The organism is Rhodococcus sp. IEGM 1366 (assembly GCF_033142425.1).
Taxonomy (GTDB): Bacteria; Actinomycetota; Actinomycetes; order Mycobacteriales; family Mycobacteriaceae; genus Rhodococcus_F; species Rhodococcus_F globerula.
The window spans coordinates 534,451-558,055 of the sequence record NZ_JAWLRZ010000003.1 but is presented as its reverse complement, the minus strand read 5'-3'; the positions used below and the strand labels follow the sequence as shown (position 1 = coordinate 558,055).

Sequence of the window (23,605 nt, the reverse complement as noted above, 5' to 3'; positions counted from 1 at the left end):
TCAATTAAGGAGTCCTACATGCCTTCTCGTGACGAGATCTGCGCCGCTGTCGACAGCTACGTCAAGCTGCTCGGATCGCACCAGATCGATGAGTTGATGGAATTGTTCCATCAGGGTGCTGTGCAGCACGAGCCCGTCGGTGTTCGCACCAATCGGGGTTTTGACGAGATTCGGGCATTCTTCGCCGAGAGTGAGGACACGCCGTTCACCGTGAGTCTGCTGACCCCTGTCACTGTTGTGGGCAAGTTTGCTGCGATGCAAATGCGTGTCGAGCGCGAAGGTTTGGAGGATTTTGCGTCTACAGATCTCTTCGAGTTCGATGACAACTGCAAGATTCTCTCGATCACTGCAGTCCCCGACATCAAGGCCCTCATTCCCTGATTCGGGCGGCCCGGACGGCTGGAGCGTTCGAGAACGGGAGCAGATGTGCACCGATGTCGGGGCAGGAGAGCGTGACCTGCGCTGCATCGACAAACCGATACGGTTGTGCTGCAACTACTCCAGCAAGATTCTTGCGTAGGCGGGACATCTCGGCCCGTACGGTCACCGTGCGGGCTGGGTCGTCGAACAGGTCCTGAGCTAATTGCGACGCGGTGCGCCCTCTTCGCTCCGATCCCAGGAGAAACAGAATTTCCGCATGGCGCTGAGTGGGGGAGTATGTCCATTCGCCCAACTCCGAAGACACTGTTACCGACATGTTCTCGGAATCGCGCAGATCGACGTGCACTGTGGGAGCGGCGACGTTGCTACCGGTGGAGGTCGGCCTGATCAGCCAACCTCCTGGTAGTGGATCCAGTTCGCACACCCCGAGGGCCGGGAACCACGTCCGACCGGGAGCCAGCGCCGAGGGCAGCAGGATTCGAGTGCGATGTGGCAGAGAATCGACCGCCGCAACCCAGCCATGAGCGTCGGTGACCAGTGCGGGTGATCCGCCGCGTGCGAGCATCGGCGCTGCAACAGAACGTAATTGGTCGAGGTTGTCGCGGTGCTTGTCACGCAGGTGTGATTGGGCAAGACGTGCGACGGCGTCGACCAAGGCGAGTGTGGTGGGGTGAATGGTCTTGGCCGGCCCGCTGATGTCGACCACGCCGATTACCCGATCGTCTCGTGGATCTCGAATAGGTGCACCCGCGCAGGTCCACGGGTGATGGCTGCGCGCATAGTGTTCCGCCGAAAAGATCTGAACGGCTTGATGCGACACCAATGCGGTACCGATGGCATTGGTGCCGACAGAGTCCTCGGCCCAGTTTGCACCCTCGATAAATCCGAGCCGCCCCGCCTGATCCAGTACCCGATTGGATCCGCTGCGCCACAGCACTGTTCCACGTATGTCCGCGACAACCATGATGTTCTCGCCGCTCGCAGTCACCGATTCGAGTCCGCGGGTCACGTCGTCGAGTACGTCGTACAGGCCCGATTCACGGCGACGTAGGTCGAGTTCTGCCACATCCATCGACGGTTCGATTCGGCTCTGTTCAGGATCGACTCCCAGCTCTCTCAGCCGCTGCCAGGACTTGCGGATCACGTCGCGGGGACGAGCGGGGGATCGATCACCGGCCATCGTGGCGTCGTACACCGCGGCGAGGGTCCTCGCGTAGTTGCGAGGATCCTCACCGGGTGGCATCGCGGGCTCGGGCAACCGCGTTGTGGGTGTGGCCATGTCAGCGATATACCAACCCTCCGTCGATGAGTCCGGCTTGGCCGGTCATGTAATCAGAATCCGGTCCGGCCAGATAGGAGACAAACCCTGCCACGTCGTCGGGAGTCTCGGCTCGGCCCAGAGCAATGCCGCCGACAAACTTTTCGTAGGTCGCACCTTCCGGCGCCCCGGTGAGTTCGGAGAATCGCTTGTCGATGGTGACCCACATGTCGGTTCCCACTACTCCGGGGCAGTACGCGTTGACTGTGATGCCGTCTGATGCGTATTCCTTGGCCGCAGCTTGAGTGAGTGCCCGGACGGCGAATTTTGTTGCGCTGTACACACCCAACATGGCAAAACCGTCGTGGCCGGCAATGGACGATGCGTTGATGATTTTCCCGCGCTGACCGAGTTCCTTGAACTTCGCGGCCGCGGCTTGAATACCCCACACCACGCCGTCGACGTTGACGCTCCAAATCTTGGAGACTTCCTCGGGGGTGACGTCGGACAGGGGGCCTACCAGTGCAATTCCGGCATTGTTGACGATGATGTCGAAGCCGCCCAACGTTGAATGTGCGTGTTCAATGCTTGCCTGCACCTGGTCGCGGTCGCTGACATCCGCGATGAACGTGGTTGTCCGACGGCCGATTTCGCGAATCTTGTTGGCTACGGCGTCCAGCTTGGTCTGGTCGAGATCGACTAGCGCGATGTCTGCGCCGTCGTGGGCGAGCCGGAGTGCGATTCCACGTCCAATCCCTTGGCCTGCTCCGGTGACCAGTGCAACTTTGCCGGTGATGCTCATATTCAGTGTCTCCTCGTTGGCGGGTAAGCCGATGAGTGAGTTATATGTGATGACGACCACACTATAGAAGGGTTGCATCGCGTTGCAAACCCGAACAATCGGACATCGATTGCAACTGTCGGCAACTCTCCCTGTGTCCGGTTCGGCGCCTTCATAGTTGCGCGACCACTTCGCGAATTGCTTTGTGGCACAAACCGGGAGAAGAAGATATGACTGCAACAGTCGATGTTCCGAAGGGTTCGGCGACGCCGAGCCGTCGACCCTCGCGCCGCTGGATTCCGTTCGGTGCTGCAAATCTTGTGATCGTTCTGGTTCTGGCTCTGGCGAGTTGGTATCTTCTGGCCGATCCGGTGACCAGCCCCTGGAATTTCTATCCGTTGCCGTTCAATGCAGCGCTGTTCTGGGCCATACTTTTTGTGGTGTTCATCGGCTTCAACTGCGAGTTTGCTGGATTCGATCGACTGCCGCAGCCGGCCAGGGGCGTTGCAATCATGGCAGCGACAGCCGTGTTCGCGGTTGTGGTGACGTGGTTGCTCGCCAACGGAATCGGGAGTCTGTATCCGGACTTCGCGGCAGACCGCGCCGGCGGTCTCGGCTACTTCGCCGGTGCGCTGTTTGTGCTGTTCGGGTTCGGAACCTGGGTGATGGTGGTGCTGAACTGGCAGCATTGGCCGTGGGTCTCCATCGGGATGAAGCAGCCGTTGGTGGGTCTGTGCGAGATCGCGTTTGTCGCGGTGCCGACGCTTGCCCTGTATTTCGTTTTCGGGCTGCCGTCCGTATCGCTGTCCGCAACCAATCCATTGATGACCGTCGACACCGTGCTCGGGTGGTTTTACTGCGTTGTGGTGGTCGTGATCTTGACCGGTCAGACTCTGGAAAATTGGCCGTGGCGGCTGTTCGGTGGTGGAGGGAAAACCGCACTCGCGGCTACGGTGGGCAATTTTGCACTGGGAACCGGGCTGTACTTCGTGGCACTGTCTGTTGTGAAGGTTGTGCTGGGAAGTGCTGCGGTTGCCGAGTTGGGTGGCGTCGTGAATCAGTTTCCGGCCCAACTCGGTGTGTGCTGGGCCTTCTGGATGATCTTCTGGGCCAATGCATTCGGAAACAAGCCGACTGGGTTCGCTGACGGGGTGAACCTGTTGATCCGCGCAGTGCTCACGTTGGGGCTGGCAGTGGTGACGTTCCTCTTCTACTACCGTTTTGCTGCCGAGCACATTCTTCACGAACCCGCAGTGGCCGACGGATTGCACGGCAATGCACTGGGTTTCGTGGACTGGGCGGTGCTGTGGACGTTGTTCTACGTTGTCGGTTTCCAGTCGCTGGGGCTTGGCCGATTGAAGCCTGGATCCGCGTGAACTGGTTGCCCGCAAATGCATGCGGGCAACCAATCGCGTAGGTCAGACTTTCGTGAGGGGTGCTGACTCTGCGGCAGTTTCCTTCTGCGCCGCGTTCTTTCGTGCGGGAATCAGCAGCGCGATTGCACCGGCGATCAGTGCGGCACCGCAGGCGATGAGCAGACCTGTACGGAACCCGGCTTCCGTCGGGAGGGTGTGACCGGCGAAGTCCATACTCATCTGAGCCAGGACAACGCCAACGACAGCGGCGGAGATCGAGGTGCCGACGGACCGCATCAGGGTGTTGAAGCTGTTGGCCGACGCCGTGGCGGACGGCGGAACCGCGCCCATGATGAGGGCGGGCATCGAGCCGTAGGCAAGGCCGATTCCGGCGTTGCAGATGCAGCTCACGATCAGCAAGCCCCAGTCCGCGCCCTTGGACACAGCCAGCAGAAGCGAGACCAATCCGACTCCCAGTCCGAGTGCCCCGATCAGATCGAAGCGTCCGCCGGTGTTGTGTACCGGGGTGGCGGGAACGAAGACCAGATCAGCACGGCGATGATCACGCTGAGAGCATCTAGTCGTGCGTACCGTCGTGTCGAGATTCGGTGCGCGGATCGAGAATGGATCGGTAGAAGGACTGGCATGGACAAGCCCACGCATTTGATCGAGTTCGAAACCATGCTGCTCGGGCGACACGTCGGCCTCCATCCGCCGCAGTACAAGCATGGTGGCAATCACCTTCCGCATCACCGACGAAGGGATGCGCCGACTCGGTGCGGATCGGGCTGGCAACGTGGACGGCCTGGATCGGGTCGTGGCCGATTGGGAACCTGAGGATGTGGCGACGTTTGCGATGTGGCTTCGGAGGTTCAATTCCGACGTCGAGAAACTAGCCGGACGTCCCTGGCCGCGAACGTAGCGGGCACAGCCCGGGAGAACTTCAACGGCCCGGGGATTGCAACGGATTGCAACGCTTGTGACCCGGGCCACTTATGCGATGTGCTGTGTATCACATTCCCAAAGAAGGAGAAGTGATGACGCAAACCATCGATTCCGCAGTCGTAGCCGCGGAAAGCTCGACGGCTGTGACACCTCAGGAGCGCGTCGACGCCTGGCTGGCGGATTTCGAGTCGGCGCTCGCCGCTCGTGACATCGAACGGGTCGCAGCAAAATTCGCCCTCGACAGCTTCTGGCGAGACTTGGTTTCGTTCACCTGGAACATCAAGACCGTCGAAGGTCGCGAGCAGATTGCCGACATGCTTTCCGAGCGTCTCGACGACACTGATCCTTCAGGATTCCGGACCACCGAGACCCCCGACGAAGCCGACGGCGTCACGTCGGCCTGGATCGAATTCGAGACCTCGACGGGCCGCGCGCACGGACACCTTCGGCTTAAGGACGAACTCGGCGAGCCTGTTGCTTGGACACTGCTGACGTCATTGCAGGAACTCAAGGGACACGAAGAGGGCAAGGGCACCCGCCGGCCACGCGGCGCGAAGCACGGGGCAGACCCGGACCGCATCACCTGGGCCGAACAGAAGGAGATCGAGGACCGCGAACTCGGCTACACCACACAGCCTTACGTCGTGATCGTCGGCGGCGGTCAGGGCGGAATCGCGCTCGGAGCGCGCATGCGTCAGCTCGGAGTTCCGGCCATCGTGATCGACAGCCACGAGCGGCCGGGAGATCAGTGGCGCGGACGCTACAAGTCCCTGTGCCTGCACGATCCGGTTTGGTACGACCACCTGCCCTACATGCCGTTCCCCGACAACTGGCCGGTGTTCGCGCCCAAGGACAAGATCGGCGACTGGCTCGAGATGTACACCAAGGTCATGGAGGTTCCGTACTGGAGTTCCACTACCTGCACGTCGGCGTCATTCGACGAGAAGGCCCAGGAATGGACCGTCGAGGTCAACCGCAACGGCGAGAAGCTGACCCTGCGTCCCAAGCAGTTGGTGATGGCAACCGGGATGTCCGGCAAGGCAAACGTTCCGACGTTCCCCGGTCAGAACAAGTTCCTGGGCGATCAGCACCACTCGAGCAAGCACCCCGGCCCGGATCAGTACGTGGGTAAGAAGGTTGTGGTCATCGGGGCGAACAACTCCTCGCACGACATCTGCGGCGCTCTGTGGGAGAACGGCATCGACGTCACGATGGTGCAGCGCAGCTCGACGCATATCGTGAAGTCGGATTCGCTGATGGATCTGGGCTTGGGTGATCTGTATTCGGAACGCGCACTCGCTGCCGGTATGACGACACACAAGGCCGACCTCACGTTCGGTTCGCTGCCGTACCGGATCATGCACGAGTTCCAGATCCCGGTGTACGACGCAATCCGTGAGCGCGACAAGGACTTCTACGATCGCCTCGAGAAGGCCGGCTTCGAGCACGACTGGGGCGACGACGGTTCTGGCCTGTTCATGAAGTACCTAAGACGCGGCTCGGGTTACTACATCGACGTCGGCGCTGCCGAATTGGTTGCCAACGGAGACATCAAGCTCGCGCACGGCAACATTCGTGAGCTGACCGAGAACAGCGTGATTCTCGAAGACGGAACGGAACTACCGGCCGACGTGGTGGTCTACGCAACCGGCTACGGCTCGATGAACGGCTGGGTGGCCGATCTGATCGGTCAGGACACTGCTGACAAGGTGGGCAAGGTCTGGGGTCTTGGGTCGAACACCACCAAGGATCCAGGACCGTGGGAGGGCGAGCAGCGCAACATGTGGAAGCCGACGCAGCAGGAAGCGCTGTGGTTTCACGGCGGCAATCTGCATCAGTCTCGCCACTACTCGCTGTATCTGGCGCTGCAGTTGAAGGCGCGCTACGAGGGCATTCCGACGCCGGTGTACGGGCTGCAGGAAGTGCATCATCTGAGCTGAAAACAAACTGCTGTGCGCCTTTTAACCGCCCGCGGTTAAAAGGCGCACAGCAGGTCAGCGCAGGGCGAACTTTTTCGCGACGTCGGCATCCTTGGTCGCGCGCTCGGTGAGGAAGGCAAATGCCAATCCGAGTGCAAGCCACAAGGTTGCCTGTGTAGCGAGGGACGAGAGGCGGAACTCCCACAGCAGAGTTGCCGGGAAGTCGTCGCCCACCTCGTTGATCGTGGGCAGCGAGAGGTAACCGATTGCCACGATGACAAGGAACGCAGCCACCGGAGCGGCGACGCGCACACTGAGGAACTCGTGGGCGGATACAGCTTTTGCCGCCGCGGCGGCCGCGGTGACGGCCAGCAGTCCGAGGATCACGGTCGCGAGCCACAGCCAGGTTCGCTGGTTGATCGTGTCGGGATCGCCGACGGCTGGTGGGTTGGCCGGGTACTTGAAGAAGGGCACCGCCTCGATGGCGAGCCAGCCTCCCAGTGCGATGGCCATCACCAACAACGGTCCGGACATGGTGGTGATCCGCCGCGCGTAGTTGGCGACTACAGCGAAGATGGCACCGAGGGCCAAGCCCGCGAGCGACGTTGCGAGGAAGAGTCCAGCGCGTTGACCGTCACGACTGACGAGTGGAGCTTCTTCGTCGCCGTGCGAGTGTCCGGCAGTTTCGCCGGCGGCACTGTTGGCTTCTTCGATCGCGATGGCAGCGTTGACGTGCGGTTCACCCAGCACAAATGCAACTCCGCCGGCAAGGATGCCTGCGATCAAACCAGCCAACAAGCCACGAATCAGAAGCTTCGTGAAATTGTCGACTAGTGGCACGGGAGGCCCATCAAGTGGCGTCCGTCGTGCATCAGCTCATGCATGTACATGCCTGTGCGTGAGATTGCGCCCTGGTCGAATCCGACCAGGTAGAGAGCCAGCATCGCGAACAGCACAACAGCTGCGGCGAGGAAGGCAAGACGAGTCGAATCGATCGACGAGTCGGGAGAGTAGGCGAGTGCCATCGAAGCCTCCTGGGATTTTCGCGTCCCCTAGGTCAAATGCGATGGCCGGAGTGTCTGGCTGTCGAGGTGGTTTCACCTCGAATTACAGTGGCGCGACCGCTCCGGGCTTTCACCGGATTCCTGTCGACCATCGCGTGTACAGAGCGCACTTTAGCAGTGAACACACGAAAATCGTGAAGGATTTTGTTCGCTAGGCGAGCAAAATCCTTCACGATCACGGATCAACTCTTGGCGGGGACGTCCAGAACGACCTCGAACTCGAGCAGCGACGCTCCCGAGGCGACGGGCTTGGCGCGCTCACCTGAGTGCGCCGCGCGGGCCGGGCCGTCACGCCAGTCGGCGAACGCCTCCTCGTTTTCCCACTGCGTGACCACGAAGTAGCGGTTCTCTCCGGCGGTGGGGCGCAGGAGCTGGAATCCGAGGAATCCGGGAGAGTTCTCCACGGCATGAGCGCGTGCTGCGAAGCGCTTTTCCAGTTCGGGGCCCGCGCCCTCGGGGATTTCGATTGCATTGATCTTCACGACTGCCATGTAAGCGACATTACCGCGCGGCTCCACCGCGTACGGTGACAATCGTGTTGCATGACGAAGGTGGTACCGGCCAGCCGATTCTGTTGTTGCACGGCCTCATGGGTAGTGCCCGGACGTGGCGCCGGCATGTGCCCTGGATTCGCGAGTTCGGCCACGTCTACACGTTCGACGCGGCCGGTCACGGACGGCCGGCGCCCGCAGAATTGACGACCGAGGCCTTTGTCGAAGACCTTGCGTCGGCCGTCACGATCATCGACGAGCCGATGATCGTGATCGGGCACTCGATGGGTGCCCTGCACGCGTGGTGTTTTGCCGCCGCACATCCGGACCGAGTGCGTGCGTTGGTTCTCGAGGACATGGCACCGGATTTCCGCGGGCGCACTGCGGAGGACTGGGCTCAGATGGTGTCGTCGTGGCCGCAACCGTTTGCCACCGATGACGCGGTGAAGGAATTCTTCGGTCCGGTTGCAGGACAATACTTTCTGGATTCGTTCGACCGTCGCGACGACGGGTGGTACCTGCACGGTGACGTGTCGACCTTCCGCGATATCTCGGAAGAATGGGGCACGCGACATTTCTGGGATCAGTGGAGTGCAATCGAGGTGCCCACGCTTCTCGTCGAAGGTGAGTTCACGATTACCCCGCAAGGCCAGATGCGCGAGATGGCAGAGCGTCCGGGGACTCGGTATGTGCGCATTGCCGACGCCGGTCACCTTGTCCACGATGATCAACCAGAGCGGTACCGCGACGAAGTGACGGCGTTCCTGGTTGATCAGAGCTGACTTCGGATCGACGCTCCCGCTTCTTCGAGTTCGACGGCTCGCCTCGCCAGGAGCCCGGCTGCGAACTTGGCTTTGTCTCCGCTGTGTCGCGGCACGACGTGCAGATGGGAGTGAAAGACGGTCTGACCGGCAGCACGACCGTCGTTGACCAGGATGTTGACGCCGTCTGCAGCGATGTCGCACCTCCGCAGCGCGCCGGCGATGAGTGTGCCTACCCGGAACATCTCTGCGCCCTCGTGGTTTTCGAGTCCGTCGAGGTTGGTGGCGTGGCGTTTGGGCACAACAAGGGTGTGTCCGCGACTGACCGGGCGGGCGTCGAGAAAAGCGAGCACGGTTTCGGTTTCGAAAACACGAATTGCGGGCTCGTCTGCCGAGATGATGTTGCAGAAGACGCAGGTATGGCTCATGACTACAGAATGTATCCCGTCGGTGGATCAGAGCAGACGTAGCTCCCGTCCGCGTGCGAGTGCTTCGCGTCGATTGTGGACTTGAAGCTTTCGGTACAGCGTGCGCACCTGCGTCTTGACCGTGTTGACGGAGATGAAGAGTGCGTTTGCCATCTCCGTCAAACTGGCGTCGGACGCGATCAGATCAAGAACTTGTCTTTCGCGCTCGGTCAAGGTGACCAGGTTCAGTTCGTGTGGAAATGTCTCTTCTGGAGCAAGTTTCAGGAATTTGGCAAGTGCGCTCGATCCGGTACCCGCTATGGATTCAAGGTGATCGACGTCGTGTCGAGATATGGTCGAGAACGATCGGAGATTGCCGGTTTGGTCTGCGATGCTGCAGGCATTCGACCAGGCTTCGGCGGCGCGTCGCGGCTCGCCACCTCGTGAATGCGCGACGGCTTGAATCAGGAGTGCCTCGATTTGTGGGCGTGGGTACGACTCTCGCGCCCAATCGAATTGGTGGCACAGCGCGATTGCAGATTCATTCTGACCGGCCCGCTGATACAGGCGCGCGACGGAAACCAGTGTCCAGGGGTTGGCGGCCGGCTCGGCAATGTCCGACGACAGTGCCATTGCCAAGTTTCCGTCCCCGAGCGCGAGGGCGAGATCGATTTTGGTGGAGCGCAACAACGGTAGCGCAAACGAATCGGGTTTCAGCTTTGTGGGGTTGTCGGAAATTGCCTTGCGCAGCAACGTGATAGCTGCGGCTTCTTCACGGCAGGCGAGTGCGTACTGGCAGTGCGTGTAGAGGACAAATGCCCACAGTTCCTCGTTGTTGTCGGGCTCTCCCAGGGTTGCGACGGCCTCACGTGCATCCTGGAGGTCGAGAGTGCACAGTGCAGTCAACGCACGGGCTACCAGTCCTGGCGTTCGTACCATCGAGTGGAGCCATCCATATGTGTTCGGATGTTTGCGCTCGAGCCGTGACCATCCCTGTGACAGAGTGGGTTCCCCGACAATCGCCCAATTCATGGCTACACCTCCCGCCGCATTGCGGGCGATGAAGTCGATGCCTTGTGATTCACCGCCCCAGTACGCCATGCGCATCTCGGTGGTGGATTCGGTGAACCGTCCGCTCAGTTGAAAGGTGATACCCCATTGCACGCGCATCAACGGGAGTTGCGGGCTGACGTCGTCGGGGTTCGTAGCGAGAGCGCTTCTGCTGATCTGGGCCAGGCGGCGGGTCGTTTCGGCTGCAGGCCCGTATTTTCCGGCGACGCGCAGCATGATCGAGTGAACACAGCCGACATTGAGTACGTCGCGGGCGTCCTTGCTTGCACCGATCGCTCGGAGTTCCTCGGCAGAGCGAGGCAGCGCGGTGATCGGCTTGGGGATGTCGCCCGGCTGCATGGTGAACAGGTCGCGGCCCGCCAGAGCAATCGAACTCTTCTTCGCCGTTGCGGGCGGTATCTGTTGCAATGCGCGGCGTACGATATCAAAGCTTTCGGAAAGCATTGTTACCCAATTATTTTCGATAATATTGATGGCAAGATCCCAGTCGCCGCCTTCGGTCGCGTACTTCAGCGCCGACGCGTGTTGGCCGGAATCGAGTCGGAAATGTGCCAGCGAGGACAATTGCTCTGTCGGATCAAGTCCGAGCTGTGGTTGCGTTGCCATCAGTGACGCGCGAACTGCCGCTGGAAGTTCCCAGCTTTCGTCAGTTCCGATTTCGATCCGGGAGAGTGTGCCGGCCGATTCCAGCTCGAGTAGACGTTCACGAATCCGGTCACGGGATTCGGGGGAGGCGAACAGGTGCGCTGCAGTGCTCACATCGAGGGTTCGCGCTGTAGAACAGGATACGAGGAAGTCCCGATGGTCAGCGATGTCGGTGTTATCGAGGGTCGTGCGCCGGGTGTACTCGTCGATCGTCTGTTGCAGGTTCAGCTCGAGGAGTCGATCTCGATCATGTCGTGTGGGTAGTAATTCGACGACCGCGGCGCCGGCATGTACGAGAGTTGGTAGGCCGCCGGTCATAGTCGTGATCTTCTCGGCTTCGCCGGGAAGGGGATTCGACCCGATGAACGTCAGTAGGTTTGCTGTGTCGGCCGAGTTGAAGAGTAGTTCCTCGGCACGGATCAGTTCGTGATCCACCTCGAGGAAATATGGTTCGGCAAACAGGGTGAGTCCCGACAATGTCACGGCGATGTCCAACTGGTGGCAGCGGGTGACTAGTTCGACAAGTTGCTCTTCGAGTGCGTGGTTCGGGATGAGATCCGGCCGAATCAATACCAGGAGAACTGGATTGGTGACGGCGGAGAATGCGGCGGCGAGGTCGGTGAACGGATCGCCGGATACGTGTGGGGCAACAATGCCGGACTGCCTGCTCTGGCGGAGGATCGTGGTGAGGTATTCCGATGCGCTCGAATTGAGCGGTGGAGCCGGAACCCACACGAGATCGTGGTCCGAGGTGTCGGAAGATTCGAGCCAGGATTTCAGGAGGTCGGATTTACCGTATCCGTTCGGGGCGCGCACAATTGTCAGGGGAGTCCGGCGATCCAACTTTGCAAAGAGCGCCTGACGGGGGAATGGTCTGGCGATGGCAGAGTGATTGACGCCCTCGACAGTTGCGTCCCCCTCCCGCCCCGACATCCTTGTGTTCCTAATCCCCGTTGTGCTCGTGCTTGCAATCTTCGGACCGACAGGCACAGAGAGATTGGGTGAAATGTCCAATTCTTCGTGTGCTTCCGAAATAGTAACTGGTACGGAGAATTGATGCCCTAATTAGGGCAATTCGGGCACAATTCTTCTCGAGGGAATGCGGTGTCCGGCCGATAATCCAGCCTCACCACGGGCTTTTGTGCCCAGAGAGTGAGGACGTAGGGCCATAGCTCGAGATTCGCCGGAGTGTTAGCGCTTAACCCGCTGTCAGCGGTTGCCCTCACCGGCCAGTGCAAACAGGCCGTCTTCGGTTTGTTCCACCAATCCGTCGACAAGCAGTGAATGCAGTGCGCGGTCGCGTTGACCGGGGTCGGTGAGCCAGACGATGTCGAGGCGCGCACGTTCGACGGGATGGTGGGTCTCTCGAAGAACGGCCATCAACTTGCCGCGGACCTGGCGATCGGTACCGGCGAATTTCTGCACTTTCTTCGGTGGACCGGTGTGTGCCGGTTTTCCGGAGGCAACCCAAGCGCAATTGGGCAGCGGGCAGTTGTCGCAGCTGGGTGTACGCGCCGTGCAGATCACGGCGCCGAGTTCCATCAGCGCAGCACTGTAGGTTGCCGCTCGTGCGCGGGTGCGGGGCAACAGTGCGGCGACGTCCGCGAGATCGCGCGTGTTCGACGGATTGCCCGGCTCTGCGTTGCCGTGCACGGCACGGGCAACAACGCGGCGAACGTTGGTGTCGACGACGGGAACTCGTTGTCCGTAAGCAAAGCACGCCACGGCACGCGCCGTATAGGAGCCGATACCCGGCAGTGACAGCAAAGTGTCCACGTCGCTGGGGACCACGTCGCCGTGTTCGGTGGCCAGGACGCCGGCACACTCGTGCAGGCGCAGTGCGCGGCGTGGGTAACCGAGCTTGCCCCACGCCCGCAGTACCTCAGCCTGGCTCGACGCCGCCATTGCCGACGGAACCGGCCAGCGCTGGACCCATTCCTCCCAGATCGGCGCGACCCGTACCACCGGCGTCTGCTGGAGCATGATCTCGCTCATCAGAATCTGCCAGGCACTGACTCCGTCGCGTCGCCACGGAAGATCACGGGCGCTATCGGCATACCACTTCAGCAGCACCGAAGATTCCACTGCCACCTTGACTGACACACTCCTAGGGCCTGGTTACGCGCTCGGCGACGTTCACCAAGACCCTATCGTTACGCTCCGACATCCAACATGCGCACCTGATGCAGAGAAAACGGTGGGTGGGCGGTATCGAGAACCGCCCACCCACCTCGTCGTTTCGATCAGGACGCGTACTGTGCATCCGTTCGTGTCGCGGTCGACGCGGGCGTCAACGTTCCCGAGTACCGGCGAACGATGATGTAGAGGCAGATCAGTCCGATCGCTCCGGCAGCGGCAAGGAATGAACCGACCTTCCACGCATTGTCCGGATTACCGTTGATCAGCATCACCATGATCATCGGCGCAAAACCGCCGATGATGGCCGAGATCTGATAGCCGAGCGACGCTCCCGAGAATCGGATCTCCGGCGGGAACAATTCTGCGAAGAGTGTTCCCTGAGTGCCGGTTTGGAGCGACATCGCAACGACGCCGACGATCACGGCCACGGCGAACGGCCAGATCGTGTCCGGACTGGAGCCGCCGATCATCAGCCACATCGGAATGCCCCACAGCATCATCGCCGCGGTGCCGAGGCCGAAGACGAGCTTGCGGCCGTACAGATCGGAGAGGTAACCGGCCAGCGGGACCAGGGGAATCTGAATGGCGCAGGCAATCAGGATGTACGTCAATACCGTCGACCGGGGGATATCCAGATACGTCGTCGCGAACTGCACGGATCCGGTGATCATCGTGTAGAAGAAAATCACACCGATTGCATTGGCGCCTGCCGCGGCAAGAACCGTGCCCGGGTTCTTCTTGAGGACCTCGAGAATGGGGGACTTGCGGACAACCGGCGATTCTGCGAGCTTCTCGGCAATAGCCTTGAATTCAGGCGTCTCCTCGAGATAACGGTGAATGAGGAACGCGACCGGGAGCATCACCAAACTGATCCAGAACGGGATGCGCCAGCCCCAGGCGAGGAACGAATCCGCGGCGAGAGTGGCTGTAAGAATGAGGAAGACGATATTTCCGAGCACGACGCCAATCGGAACGCCCAGTTGCGCAAAGCTTCCGAACAATCCACGACGGTCGGCTGGGGCGTTCTCGGTTGCCAGCAGCACTGCGCCGCCCCACTGTGCGCCGACGGCCAAGCCCTGGCAGATTCGCAGAGTGACAAGGATAGCCGGGGCCAGCCAGATCACATTGGTGTTCGGGACGAAGCCGACCAGCGACGTGGCAATGGCCATCAGGACAACCGCGGCCACCAACACCGGCTTGCGGCCGTAGCGGTCACCAAAATGTCCCGCGAGCACGCCGCCGATGGGGCGAGCGATGAAACCGACTGCAACGGTGGCAAACGAACTCATTGCTGCAACCACCTCGCTGTCGGTGGCGAAGAACGTCGAGTTGAACACGAGTGCCGCAGCAGTCGCGTAGATGAAGAAGTCGTACCACTCCAGGGAAGTGGAGATGGCCGCTGCGAAGGACGCGCGCCGGGACCTACCCTGGCGCTGCACCGCTGATTCGGTGTTGTTGGTCATCACGATTCACTCTCTGTGGGATCGTTCACTTGGGTTCGTTGAGGACTGGAGTTGCGGCGAATTCGGCGCGAGCGAGCGAGCGACGGTGGACTTCGTCCGGGCCGTCCGCGATCTGCAGGAACCGTGCCTGCGCATACAGGACCGGAAGAATGGTGTCCTGCGACAGCCCGGCGCCGCCGAACACCTGAATGGCGTTGTCGATGATGTCCTTGACTGTCAGTGGAACCAGAACTTTGGCCGCTGCAATGTCATGGCGCGCAGCCTTGTTCCCCTCGACGTCCATCCGCCAGGCGGCGCGCAGAATGAGCAACCGGGCGGCGTCGAGCTTGATCCTGGAATCAGCAAGGTTGGCCTGTACAACACCGAGATCGGCGAGGGGAGACCCGAAAGCGACTCTGGTCCTGGCACGTTCGGTGAGCAGTGCGATTGCGCGCTCTGCCATACCGATCAACCGCATGCAGTGATGAATGCGTCCTGGACCCAAGCGCGCCTGAGCGACTGCAAAACCCCGGCCGCGGGGACCGAGCAGGTTTTCCTTGGGGACACGAACACTGTCGAAGACGATTTCGCCGTGTCCACCCTCGTGGCGGTCGTCGAAACCGAGAACCGTTGTGGAACCGACGATCTGCAGGCCGGGGGTGTCCATGGGTACCAGCACGATGCTGTGGCGGCTACCGACCGGAGCATCGGAGTCGGTCACGCCCATGACCATCGCAACCTTGCAGTCTTCGCGAAGAGCGGCAGTGGACCACCACTTGCGTCCGGTCAGCACCCACTCGTCACCGTCCTCCGCGATATCGAGACACACGTTGTTTGCATCGGAACTCGCGACCTCGGGTTCGGTCATCGAGAAGCACGATCGGAAATCGCCGTCGAGAAGTGGGGTCAGCCACTCGGCCTTCTGCTGCTCGGTGCCGTAGAGATGGAGCAGTTCCATATTGCCGGTGTCCGGTGGATTGCAGTTGACGGCTTCGGGACCGATCAACGGACTCCAGCCCGTCAATTCCGCCAACGGTGCGTATTCGAGGTTGCTCAGGCCGGCGCCCTCGCGGGCCGGGAGGAAGAGATTCCACAGGCCCGATTCCTTGGCCGTTGCCTTGAGTTCGGCCATGATCGGTGGTGCGCCCCAGTGGCTGGGGTCTGCCGCCAGTTGCTGCGCTGCAACGGCTTCGGCGGGTAGGACGTGCTCTTGCATGAAAGCCGTCAGCTTCTGTTGCAGCTCTTTGACTTTCGGACTGTATTCGAAATCCACGTCGGTGGTTCCAATCTCGGGGCGCGTCGCACAAAAATTCAGCGGCGCAGTTCGTGAACAGAGGAAGTGCGGGTCAGATCGAGCGCACGCTGTAGAAGCGGGCCGACCATGTCGGCGACGTCGTCGAATCCTTCGCCGACAGTGTCGCCCTTGGCGTGTCTGGCATTGATGCCCTCGAGGATGACGGCAATCTTGAAGTCGGCGAACACCGTGTACCAGTCGATATCCGGCAGATCGATGTTCCGGCGGTCGGCATATCGTTCGAGTAACGCAGCGCGACTGGGAAATCCGTCCAATCGAGCAAGTCCGCGAGTGATCGGGTTGTCGACGGCTCCGGGTTGATCCCAGAAGCTGAGCATGATGCCGACATCGGCGAGTGTGTCTCCGAGTGTTGCCATCTCCCAGTCCAGAAGGGCAACAATCTTTCCGGGATCGGAGCGGGAGTAGAGAACATTGTCGAGTTTGACGTCCCCGTGCACGATCCCGGGTAGGGATGCGGTGGGAACGGCACGGCGAAGTTTGTCGAGGAGTGCCGCGACCTCGGGGCGATCAGTGGTTCGAGAGGCGTCCCATTGCCGCGACCATCGGTCCAGTTGTCGCTCCAGGTATCCGTTGGTTCGCCCGAAAGTGTTGAGTCCCACTGAATCAGGATCGACAGAATGAAGGTCGGCGAGGACATCGGCAAAGGCAAGTCCGGCGCGTTCTCGATCGGCCGGAGACAGGGCGGCGGCGGATTCCGGGGTGCCGATGGAATTGCCGTCGATCAGTTCCATCAGATAGAACGTCGCGCCGAGTACGTCTTCGTCCTCGCAGAGAAGGAACGCCTCAGGTACCGGCACCGACGTGGATGCGAGCGCGTCGATGACGGTGAATTCCCGAACCATGTCGTGAGCGCTCGGAAGTACGTGACCGAACGGCGGACGGCGTAATACCCAGGTGTTCGAGCCGTCTGCGACGCGATAGGTGGGGTTGGATCGCCCGCCGCTGATGAGTGACGCCGTGATCTCTCCGTCGATCCCGCCAGCGAGATGCGTCGACAGGTACGTGGAGAGTGCGTCGAGGTCGAGTCCGGAGACGACGCGGCCTGCGTCGGACGTCGTCGATGATGCCGCGGACATTCGATGCACGCTCCTTTCGATGGAAACACAGCCGAACGATCGTTCGGCTGTGGATCATCATCAATGGAACGATCGACAAATGTCAACCATGAATAAATGTCGAAATTCCTGCGAACATTGGTGCGGGAGCAACGACGATCGAACCGCTTGCCAAACGATCGTTCGCCTGACATTATGGGGATTTAGTGACGCAGGTCTCACGGATGGTGGAGGTGTGGATTCCGGTGAAACGCGTGCAAAGGAAGGATTGTTCGGGCCGGTCAGGCCGGTTCGACCATCGCAGTGGCCAAAGCGCAGTAGCGATCCGCGATGTCCTGCGCGCTCAGGGGCCCGTCGGCACGCCACCACACGCAGACCTGCTGCCCCATGTTGATGATGGCGCGAACGGCATCACGCGGATACTCGGTGCGAAACGCGCCTTCTTCCACTCCGCGTTCGATGACATCCCGGAAGATGTTCTCCTGCTCGTCGCGCAATGCGACTACCAGGCGGTGCCCCGGCTCATCGAGACTGCGCAGCTCGGTTGCTCCGACAAGAGCGTCTTCGCGCCGCGTCGTGTGGAACATGACCCAGGCGCGAACCAGCGCTTGCAGTTGGTCTTTCGGCTCTCCGCCCGAGCGGAGCAGCGCGCTACGCGTCATGCCGTGAGCGTCTCGCAGTGCCTGGAGCATTATTTCCTGCAGAATGTCCTGCTTGGATTTGAAGTGGTGATAGATGGATGCGACTGTCAGATCGGCGCCTGCAGCGATGTCGCGCATGGATGTGCCGTGGTAGCCGCGTTCGTTCATGTTTCGGACGGCGGAATCGAGAATGAGCTGCCGGACTGCGGCAGTTTTTGCCACGCTCATTTTTCGAACTCCTCGCGTTCTGCACGTCTTCCGGTATCCGGACACAGCGTAGTAGCCGAACGATCACAAGGTTCGACGGGCAGCAAATATCCGCCGTGAACTGTGAAGATCCACGTCCTGTGAGCTTATCGTTCGTTAACAAGAGGAGAATTGCCTGTGCAGCACATATCGCTGACCGTGGACGATGGCATTGCCGTCATTACTCTCGATCGACCGGACAAGCTGAACGCCTTCACCACAATCATGGAAAACGAGCTGATCGAGGCGTTCGACATCACCGACGCTGACGATTCCGTACGCGCCGTGATTCTGACCGGAGCAGGCCGAGCGTTCTGTGCCGGCGCCGATCTGTCCTCCGGGCCGGATACCTTCACCGAATGGAGCGCCGAGCAGAACGGCGCAGAGGAGAGTAGTGCCGGCGAACGGCGCGATGGCGGCGGTCGTGTGGTGTTACGGATGTTCGACTCGCTGAAGCCGATTATCGCGGCGATCAATGGTCCTGCGGTCGGCGTCGGTATCACCATGACTCTCGCAGCGGACTTCCGATTGGCGGCCGACGACGCCCGGATGGGGTTCGTCTTCAATCGCCGAGGCCTTGTGCCGGAATCTTGTTCCTCATGGCTGCTGCCGAAGTTGGTTCCGCTGCAACGAGCGCTCGACTGGATTTACTCCGGGCGCATCTTTCCGGCTACCGAAGCCCACGCCGCCGGATTGGTCTACCAGCTCTATTCTGCCGACGATCTGCTTGGCGAGGCTATTGCTCTCGCGCGCAGCCTTACTCGCCACAGCGCTCCGGTTTCTGTTGCTCTCTCGCGTCAGATGGTCTGGCGCCTGCTGGGCGCCCCACATCCCATGGTGGCGCATCGGATCGAGAGCATCGGGATCAACGCCAGAGGGGCGCAAGAGGACGTCCGGGAAGGCATCAGCGCCTTCCTCGGCAAGCGTGACGCGAACTTCCCGGATCGGTGCAGCGACGCGATGCCTGACCTGTTCTCGGAACATCTCCCGCGACCGCAGTGGTGATGGAACCACAGTGGTGACGGAAACCCGTACCCGCCACCGGAATCGAGGATTCCGGTGGCGCATCGGGAACGGCTCAGCGGCCGGTCCAGACAGCCGGGCGCTTCTGTGCAAAGGCCAGCGGGCCTTCCTGTGCGTCGGCGCTGGTGAAGACCACCTTCATTGCAGCGGCGTTGGCTGCCCACACATCAGGCTCCCAGTCCGATGCCGTTGCGGTTCGATGGATCATCGACTTCGACTCCCGCACCGACAGCGGCGCGTTTGCCGCAATCTGCTCCGCCAATTCGAGTGCAATGTCCAGTGCGGTTCCCGCCGGTGCCACTCGGTTGACCAGGCCGAGTTCCTTGCCCTGAGCGGCCGTGATCGGTTCGCCGGTCAGGGCAATTTCGAGCGCCACCTTCCGTGGGACTTGTTGCTGCAGCCGGATTACACCGCCGGCAGCGGCGAACAATCCGCGCTTGACCTCGGGCAGGCCGAGCTGCGCGTTCTCGTCGACCACTGCAAGGTCGCTCGCGAGCACCAGTTCGGTGCCACCGCCGAGTGCAAATCCGTTGACCGCGGCTATGGTCGGCTTGCTGATCCAGTGCTGTACGTAACCTGCGAAACCCCATTCGGGATGGCCGTCGGCGTCGGTGCTCTCTCCCGCCGACAGCGCCTTGAGGTCCGCGCCGGCGCAGAACGCGCGGCCGGAGCCGGTGATCACGACGACGCGCACGTCGGCGTCGGCTTCGGCCTGTTCCAGCAAGGTGCCGACCGCGGTCGACAGAGCCGCGTTCACCGCGTTCAGGGCCCGCGGCCGATTCAGGGTGATGATCGCAACCTGCCCACGAACCTCGTACAGTGCTGCTGCTTCGGATGTCTGGTGCTCGGGCGTGATTGCCATGGACTGCCTCTCGTCGTAAAGTCTTACCTAGCGCTCGTTAAACTGTTATCACGGGCGTGCCCGAACAGTCAAAGATGTCGGATCACCACGAGGAGCATGTATGCACGCGGTCCAGCTAGCCGAATTGATCGGACCGGAAGGGTTGCGTTCGGTGGATATCGCCGAGCCGACAGACCCGACGCGGGTAGTGGTGGATCTGCATGCCGCCGGAGTGTGTTTTCCGGATCTTCTGCAGACCACCGGCAGTTATCAGATGGCGCGTGACTTGCCATGTGTTCTCGGGTTGGAAGGCGCGGGAGTTGTTCGTAGTGTGCCGGCAGGGTCGGATCTGTCCCCGGGTGACCGCGTAGCTGTGTTGTCCACGGAGGACGGATCCTGGCAGCGTACTGTGGTCGTGAAGCCGTCCTCGGTCTTCCCGCTCCCTGATTCCGTTTCTCTCACAGCAGGATCCGGATTTCTGGTCAACTACCTGACTGTGCATTTCGCGCTCGACGAGCGAGCTCGGTATCGAGCTGGTGAGACGGTGTTGGTTCACGGCGCTGCAGGTGGAGTGGGTATTGCCGCATTGCATGTCGCTGCCGCGCTCGGGCTCGAAACCATTGCGGTCGTGAGCACGCCGGAGAAGGCCGCACTGGCTGCCGAGTCGGGAGCATCGCATGTCGTCTTGGTTGACGGCTGGAAAGATCAAGTTCGCGAGATCACGAACGGTCGCGGCGTCGATATCATTCTCGACCCCGTCGGTGGTGATCGTTTCACGGACAGCTTGCGCAGTCTCGCTCCCAACGGTCGCCTGATCGTCTTGGGCTTCACTGGCGGTGAGATACCGACTGTCAAGGTCAATCGACTTCTGCTGAACAATATTTCGGTGATGGGCGCCGGATGGGGTGAGTATCTGCGAACCGATCCCGGATACCTTGCCCGTCAATGGAATGTGCTTTACCCTTTGCTCGAGTCCGGAGTTCTGCGAGTGCCCGAACCGACTCTCTATCCGTCAGATCGTGCCGTGGATGCGTTGACATCCCTGAAAGACCGGTCTGCTGTCGGAAAAGTGGCTCTGTCCTTCGAATGAGCTGGAACCATTCATCTTTCGTGAACGAAACCTTGGAGTGAAAACCATGTACCCCGGAGCCTATGTCGCAACAACCCCGGACAAAGCTGCTGTCATCGTCGCGGAGACCGGTGCGGTGGTGACGTTTGCGGAGTTGGAAGCGAATTCGATTCGCATCGCGCGTGTTCTGCACGAATTGGGTTTGCGGCGCGGCGACAATCTGGCGGTACTCGCGACCAACAACATTCAAGTGTTCGACATCTACTGGGCCGCCATGCGGTCGGGTGTTTATCTCACGATGGTGAACTGGCATTTGACCGCTCCCGAGGGTGCCTACATTGTCGAGGATTGTGACGCCAAGATTGTCATCGTCGATTCAGCGCTACCCGAATTGGCGGGAACATTGGCCGATCTCATTCCGGCGAATGTGATTCGGTTGTCCTTCGGCGGCGAGCTCGAGGGATATGCCTCGCTCGACGCGGCGGCGGCGCTCGAGTCCGATGTGCCGTTGCCGGATCAGCCTCGTGGTGCCGACATGTTGTACTCGTCGGGAACGACCGGTCGGCCCAAGGGGATCAAGCCTGCGTTGCCTGATCGTCAGATTCAGGATGCCGGTGATCAGATGACGGTGATGAATCAGACTGCTTGGGGCGTTACGGATTCCGATGTCTATCTTTCGCCGGCTCCGCTGTATCACGCTGCGCCGCTTCGTACCTGTGCATCGGTACAGGCGTTGGGCGGAACCGTCGTGGTGATGAACAGGTTCAATGAAGAGAAGGCACTCGAGTACATCGAGAAGTACCGCGTGACGTACAGCCAGTGGGTTCCGACGATGTTTGTTCGGATGCTCAAACTTCCACAGGAAACGCGAGAGCGTTACGACATTTCGTCGTTGCGTCTGGCGGTGCATGCTGCGGCGCCGTGCCCGGTTGACGTGAAGCGTCGGATGATCGAGTGGTGGGGCCCGATTCTCGACGAGTACTACTCGTCGACGGAGTTGAACGGTATGACTATCGTCCATTCCGACGAATGGTTGCGTAAACCGGGAACGGTGGGCCAGGCGGCCTTGGGTGTTCTGCATATCTGCGGCGAGAACGGTGAGGATCTGCCTGCGGGGGAGGTGGGCACCCTGTACTTCGAACGTGATGCACTTCCCTTCAATTACCACAATGCCCCTGAAAAGACCCGGGAGGCACAGCATCCCGCGCATCCGACGTGGACAACGACGGGTGATGTCGGGTATGTCGACGAGGACGGTTATCTGTTCCTGACTGATCGTAAGTCGTTCATGATCATCTCCGGTGGTGTGAACATCTATCCGCAGGAAATCGAGAACGCGCTGATCGAACATCCGTCGGTGTTGGATGCGGCAGTGATCGGTGTTCCCGACGACGAGATGGGCGAGATCGTGATGGCAGTTGTGGAGCCTGTTCCCGGACTGGAAGCAGATGATGCGCTTCGCGACGAATTGCTCGATCATCTGCGGGGGCAGATTGCGAAGTACAAGCTGCCGAAGCGGCTCGTGTTCAGCACCGATCTTCCGCGCACCCCTACCGGAAAACTTGTCAAAGGCACACTGCGTGCTCGTTATTCAGACAATGCCGGCGCACGATGAGCGGCCCGTTGCATGGAGTGCGCGTACTGGAGTTCGCCGGCCTCGGGCCGGGACCGCACGCTGCGATGATGCTGGCCGATCTAGGAGCCGATGTCGTCCGCGTCGAACGTCCGTCGGGCGGGCTGGAAATCTCGCCCAAGGATCAGGACCAATTGTTGCGCGGTCGCCGCTCGATCGAGGCTGATCTCAAGACCGACGCGGGACGGGAACTCGTCAGGGCCCTCATTGCGAAAACCGATGTGTTGGTGGAAGGTTTCCGCCCCGGCGTTACTGAACGGCTGGGGTTCGGTCCGGACGACTGCAGGAAGATCAACGACCGACTGATCTACGCCCGCATGACGGGTTGGGGGCAGGACGGCCCACTCGCTCAGCGCGCGGGGCACGACATCACCTACCTTGCGCTGACCGGTGTCCTCCATACGATCGGCCCAGCCGACAAGCCCGTGGTCCCGTTGAATCTCGTGGGCGACTTCGGTGGTGGCTCGATGTTCTTGATCCTGGGAATCGTCTCCGCGCTGTACGAACGCGAGAAGTCCGGTAAAGGCCAGGTGATCGACGCGGCCATAGTCGACGGAACGTCAGTACTGGCACAGATGATCTGGTCGCTGCGGGGCAGCGGGCAGTGGAGTGATTCTCGCGCAACCAATCTGCTGGACGGTTCGACTCCGTTCTACGACACGTATCGCTGCTCGGACGGCAAGTTCGTTGCTGTCGGTGCACTCGAGCCGCAGTTCTACCGAGCGCTGCTCGACGGTCTGGGATTCGATCCCGCGTCATTGCCCGAACAGATGGATCAGGATGGCTGGCCTGAACTGCGCGAGCGATTCACAGAAGCGTTTGCCGCACGTACACGTGACGAGTGGACGGCGCTCTTCGAATCGACGGATGCGTGCGTTGCGCCGGTGCTGAGTCCGGCGGAAGCTGCAACTCACCCACACCTGGCGCACCGTGGAACTTTGGTCGAAGCCGACGGAATAGTGCAGTCGGCGCCGGCACCGCGATTCTCCCGGACAGCAACGACTCAGCCCGCGGGGGCGCCCAAACCCGGCGCGGATACAGCAGCCGTGTTGAGCGACTGGCTTGGGGCCTGAAGTGGTGGGCACCTGAAATGGGGGCCTGAAGGCAGGTTCCCCCCAGGTCG

At 60.9% G+C, this 23,605-nt stretch carries 23 protein-coding genes and 1 riboswitch; of the genes, 9 read left to right on the top strand and 14 right to left on the bottom strand.

The genetic code is table 11. The features are described from left to right. The first annotated feature begins 18 nt into the window (after positions 1 to 18). Complete coding sequence (locus tag R4P64_RS12330; protein WP_317820993.1) at positions 19 to 381, top strand: nuclear transport factor 2 family protein; 363 nt, start codon at positions 19 to 21, stop codon at positions 379 to 381. Here R4P64_RS12330 and R4P64_RS12325 read toward each other — a convergent pair. Together R4P64_RS12325 and R4P64_RS12320 are read right to left on the bottom strand one after the other, a co-directional pair. After that, positions 371 to 1,624, bottom strand: a complete 1,254-nt coding sequence (locus R4P64_RS12325) for a GAF domain-containing protein (protein ID WP_095888653.1) — start codon at positions 1,622 to 1,624, stop codon at positions 371 to 373. The two genes, R4P64_RS12330 and R4P64_RS12325, sit on opposite strands and share 11 nt — an antisense overlap. Positions 1,625 to 1,661: 37 nt before the next feature. Next, positions 1,662 to 2,441 (bottom strand): acetoin reductase, encoded by a 780-nt coding sequence (locus R4P64_RS12320; protein ID WP_141486580.1) that lies wholly within the window; start codon positions 2,439 to 2,441, stop codon positions 1,662 to 1,664. A 209-nt stretch (positions 2,442 to 2,650) separates the two neighbouring features. On the opposite strand from R4P64_RS12320, the gene R4P64_RS12315 reads away from it, so the two are divergent. Then, the gene (locus R4P64_RS12315; protein WP_317820990.1) at positions 2,651 to 3,796 is read left to right on the top strand and encodes a hypothetical protein; all 1,146 of its coding nucleotides are present in this window, start codon (positions 2,651 to 2,653) and stop codon (positions 3,794 to 3,796) included. A 42-nt stretch (positions 3,797 to 3,838) separates the two neighbouring features. Here R4P64_RS12315 and R4P64_RS12310 read toward each other — a convergent pair whose 3' ends face one another. Then, entirely contained in the window at positions 3,839 to 4,504 is a 666-nt protein-coding gene (locus R4P64_RS12310; protein ID WP_051730703.1) for an MFS transporter, read from the bottom strand. On the opposite strand from R4P64_RS12310, the gene R4P64_RS12305 reads away from it, so the two are divergent. Further along, the gene (locus R4P64_RS12305; RefSeq protein WP_317542756.1) at positions 4,503 to 4,697 is read left to right on the top strand and encodes a hypothetical protein; all 195 of its coding nucleotides are present in this window, start codon (positions 4,503 to 4,505) and stop codon (positions 4,695 to 4,697) included. The genes R4P64_RS12310 and R4P64_RS12305 overlap by 2 nt on opposite strands. 115 nt (positions 4,698 to 4,812) lie before the next feature. Continuing rightward, positions 4,813 to 6,660, top strand: a complete 1,848-nt coding sequence (locus tag R4P64_RS12300; protein ID WP_317820987.1) for an NAD(P)/FAD-dependent oxidoreductase — start codon at positions 4,813 to 4,815, stop codon at positions 6,658 to 6,660. A gap of 54 nt (positions 6,661 to 6,714) precedes the next feature. On the opposite strand, the gene R4P64_RS12295 is transcribed toward R4P64_RS12300, so the two are convergent. The 3 genes from R4P64_RS12295 to mhuD all read right to left on the bottom strand — a co-directional run bounded on the left by R4P64_RS12295 (position 6,715) and on the right by mhuD (position 8,194). Further along, a complete protein-coding gene (locus R4P64_RS12295; RefSeq protein ID WP_045068352.1) occupies positions 6,715 to 7,479 on the bottom strand; it encodes a CbtA family protein in 765 nt (254 codons plus the stop codon). Beyond that, positions 7,470 to 7,664, bottom strand: a complete 195-nt coding sequence (locus tag R4P64_RS12290; protein ID WP_033236349.1) for a CbtB domain-containing protein — start codon at positions 7,662 to 7,664, stop codon at positions 7,470 to 7,472. Before R4P64_RS12290 ends, R4P64_RS12295 begins: the two co-directional genes overlap by 10 nt. A 25-nt stretch (positions 7,665 to 7,689) precedes the next feature. Beyond that, a riboswitch (cobalamin riboswitch) is annotated at positions 7,690 to 7,811 on the bottom strand. Positions 7,812 to 7,885: 74 nt separating this feature from the next. After that, positions 7,886 to 8,194, bottom strand: coding sequence for a mycobilin-forming heme oxygenase MhuD (gene mhuD, locus R4P64_RS12285; RefSeq protein ID WP_033236389.1), 309 nt, complete (start codon positions 8,192 to 8,194; stop codon positions 7,886 to 7,888). A gap of 44 nt (positions 8,195 to 8,238) precedes the next feature. Between mhuD and R4P64_RS12280 the strand changes: the two genes are divergently transcribed. Further along, positions 8,239 to 8,976, top strand: a complete 738-nt coding sequence (locus R4P64_RS12280) for an alpha/beta hydrolase (RefSeq protein WP_317820985.1) — start codon at positions 8,239 to 8,241, stop codon at positions 8,974 to 8,976. On the opposite strand, the gene R4P64_RS12275 is transcribed toward R4P64_RS12280, so the two are convergent. The 7 genes from R4P64_RS12275 to R4P64_RS12245 form a co-directional block, all read right to left on the bottom strand. Then, a complete protein-coding gene (locus R4P64_RS12275; protein WP_045068355.1) occupies positions 8,967 to 9,383 on the bottom strand; it encodes an HIT family protein in 417 nt (138 codons plus the stop codon). The two genes, R4P64_RS12280 and R4P64_RS12275, sit on opposite strands and share 10 nt — an antisense overlap. Positions 9,384 to 9,410: 27 nt before the next feature. Next, the gene (locus R4P64_RS12270; RefSeq protein ID WP_317820984.1) at positions 9,411 to 12,011 is read right to left on the bottom strand and encodes a helix-turn-helix transcriptional regulator; all 2,601 of its coding nucleotides are present in this window, start codon (positions 12,009 to 12,011) and stop codon (positions 9,411 to 9,413) included. 276 nt (positions 12,012 to 12,287) lie between these two features. Continuing rightward, the gene (locus tag R4P64_RS12265) at positions 12,288 to 13,169 is read right to left on the bottom strand and encodes an A/G-specific adenine glycosylase (RefSeq protein WP_033236392.1); all 882 of its coding nucleotides are present in this window, start codon (positions 13,167 to 13,169) and stop codon (positions 12,288 to 12,290) included. Between the two features lie 152 nt (positions 13,170 to 13,321). After that, the gene (locus R4P64_RS12260) at positions 13,322 to 14,680 is read right to left on the bottom strand and encodes an MFS transporter (RefSeq protein ID WP_317820982.1); all 1,359 of its coding nucleotides are present in this window, start codon (positions 14,678 to 14,680) and stop codon (positions 13,322 to 13,324) included. Positions 14,681 to 14,705: 25 nt separating this feature from the next. Then, positions 14,706 to 15,932 carry an acyl-CoA dehydrogenase family protein gene (locus R4P64_RS12255; RefSeq protein ID WP_317820980.1) on the bottom strand — a complete coding sequence of 409 codons (1,227 nt, stop codon included), beginning with the start codon at positions 15,930 to 15,932 and terminating at the stop codon, positions 14,706 to 14,708. 38 nt (positions 15,933 to 15,970) lie between these two features. After that, positions 15,971 to 17,050 (bottom strand): phosphotransferase family protein, encoded by a 1,080-nt coding sequence (locus R4P64_RS12250; RefSeq protein ID WP_045068361.1) that lies wholly within the window; start codon positions 17,048 to 17,050, stop codon positions 15,971 to 15,973. A 260-nt stretch (positions 17,051 to 17,310) separates the two neighbouring features. Then, positions 17,311 to 17,898, bottom strand: a complete 588-nt coding sequence (locus R4P64_RS12245) for a TetR/AcrR family transcriptional regulator (RefSeq protein ID WP_033236354.1) — start codon at positions 17,896 to 17,898, stop codon at positions 17,311 to 17,313. Positions 17,899 to 18,054: 156 nt separating this feature from the next. Between R4P64_RS12245 and R4P64_RS12240 the strand changes: the two genes are divergently transcribed. Next, positions 18,055 to 18,921: a crotonase/enoyl-CoA hydratase family protein gene (locus tag R4P64_RS12240; RefSeq protein WP_116104143.1), complete on the top strand. Its 867-nt coding sequence runs from the start codon at positions 18,055 to 18,057 to the stop codon at positions 18,919 to 18,921. A 73-nt stretch (positions 18,922 to 18,994) separates the two neighbouring features. On the opposite strand, the gene R4P64_RS12235 is transcribed toward R4P64_RS12240, so the two are convergent. Beyond that, entirely contained in the window at positions 18,995 to 19,801 is an 807-nt protein-coding gene (locus R4P64_RS12235; protein WP_141486568.1) for a crotonase/enoyl-CoA hydratase family protein, read from the bottom strand. Between the two features lie 100 nt (positions 19,802 to 19,901). Here R4P64_RS12235 and R4P64_RS12230 point away from each other — a divergent pair, with 100 nt between their 5' ends. From R4P64_RS12230 to R4P64_RS12220, 3 genes are read left to right on the top strand one after another with little or no spacing between them, the layout of a single operon-like run. Further along, complete coding sequence (locus R4P64_RS12230; protein ID WP_033236357.1) at positions 19,902 to 20,870, top strand: NADPH:quinone oxidoreductase family protein; 969 nt, start codon at positions 19,902 to 19,904, stop codon at positions 20,868 to 20,870. Positions 20,871 to 20,916: 46 nt separating this feature from the next. Continuing rightward, positions 20,917 to 22,464 carry an acyl-CoA synthetase gene (locus R4P64_RS12225; protein ID WP_317820975.1) on the top strand — a complete coding sequence of 516 codons (1,548 nt, stop codon included), beginning with the start codon at positions 20,917 to 20,919 and terminating at the stop codon, positions 22,462 to 22,464. After that, a complete protein-coding gene (locus R4P64_RS12220; RefSeq protein ID WP_045068371.1) occupies positions 22,461 to 23,555 on the top strand; it encodes a CaiB/BaiF CoA transferase family protein in 1,095 nt (364 codons plus the stop codon). The genes R4P64_RS12225 and R4P64_RS12220 overlap by 4 nt, the downstream gene beginning before the upstream one ends. Positions 23,556 to 23,605 lie beyond the last annotated feature (50 nt).

Bases quoted from the DNA above. Each gene is read 5' to 3' on its own strand.
- R4P64_RS12300 (WP_317820987.1), top strand. From the start codon at position 4,813: ATGACGCAAACCATCGATTCCGCAGTCGTAGCCGCGGAAAGCTCGACG.
- R4P64_RS12235 (WP_141486568.1), bottom strand. From the start codon at position 19,801: ATGGCAATCACGCCCGAGCACCAGACATCCGAAGCAGCAGCACTGTAC.
- R4P64_RS12275 (WP_045068355.1), bottom strand. From the start codon at position 9,383: ATGAGCCATACCTGCGTCTTCTGCAACATCATCTCGGCAGACGAGCCC.
- R4P64_RS12315 (WP_317820990.1), top strand. From the start codon at position 2,651: ATGACTGCAACAGTCGATGTTCCGAAGGGTTCGGCGACGCCGAGCCGT.
- R4P64_RS12330 (WP_317820993.1), top strand. From the start codon at position 19: ATGCCTTCTCGTGACGAGATCTGCGCCGCTGTCGACAGCTACGTCAAG.
- R4P64_RS12220 (WP_045068371.1), top strand. From the start codon at position 22,461: ATGAGCGGCCCGTTGCATGGAGTGCGCGTACTGGAGTTCGCCGGCCTC.
- R4P64_RS12305 (WP_317542756.1), top strand. From the start codon at position 4,503: ATGGTGGCAATCACCTTCCGCATCACCGACGAAGGGATGCGCCGACTC.
- R4P64_RS12310 (WP_051730703.1), bottom strand. From the start codon at position 4,504: ATGCTTGTACTGCGGCGGATGGAGGCCGACGTGTCGCCCGAGCAGCAT.
- R4P64_RS12225 (WP_317820975.1), top strand. From the start codon at position 20,917: ATGTACCCCGGAGCCTATGTCGCAACAACCCCGGACAAAGCTGCTGTC.
- R4P64_RS12320 (WP_141486580.1), bottom strand. From the start codon at position 2,441: ATGAGCATCACCGGCAAAGTTGCACTGGTCACCGGAGCAGGCCAAGGG.
- R4P64_RS12260 (WP_317820982.1), bottom strand. From the start codon at position 14,680: ATGACCAACAACACCGAATCAGCGGTGCAGCGCCAGGGTAGGTCCCGG.
- R4P64_RS12230 (WP_033236357.1), top strand. From the start codon at position 19,902: ATGCACGCGGTCCAGCTAGCCGAATTGATCGGACCGGAAGGGTTGCGT.
- R4P64_RS12325 (WP_095888653.1), bottom strand. From the start codon at position 1,624: ATGCCACCCGGTGAGGATCCTCGCAACTACGCGAGGACCCTCGCCGCG.
- R4P64_RS12245 (WP_033236354.1), bottom strand. From the start codon at position 17,898: ATGAGCGTGGCAAAAACTGCCGCAGTCCGGCAGCTCATTCTCGATTCC.
- R4P64_RS12270 (WP_317820984.1), bottom strand. From the start codon at position 12,011: ATGTCGGGGCGGGAGGGGGACGCAACTGTCGAGGGCGTCAATCACTCT.
- R4P64_RS12250 (WP_045068361.1), bottom strand. From the start codon at position 17,050: ATGTCCGCGGCATCATCGACGACGTCCGACGCAGGCCGCGTCGTCTCC.
- mhuD (WP_033236389.1), bottom strand. From the start codon at position 8,194: ATGGCAGTCGTGAAGATCAATGCAATCGAAATCCCCGAGGGCGCGGGC.
- R4P64_RS12290 (WP_033236349.1), bottom strand. From the start codon at position 7,664: ATGGCACTCGCCTACTCTCCCGACTCGTCGATCGATTCGACTCGTCTT.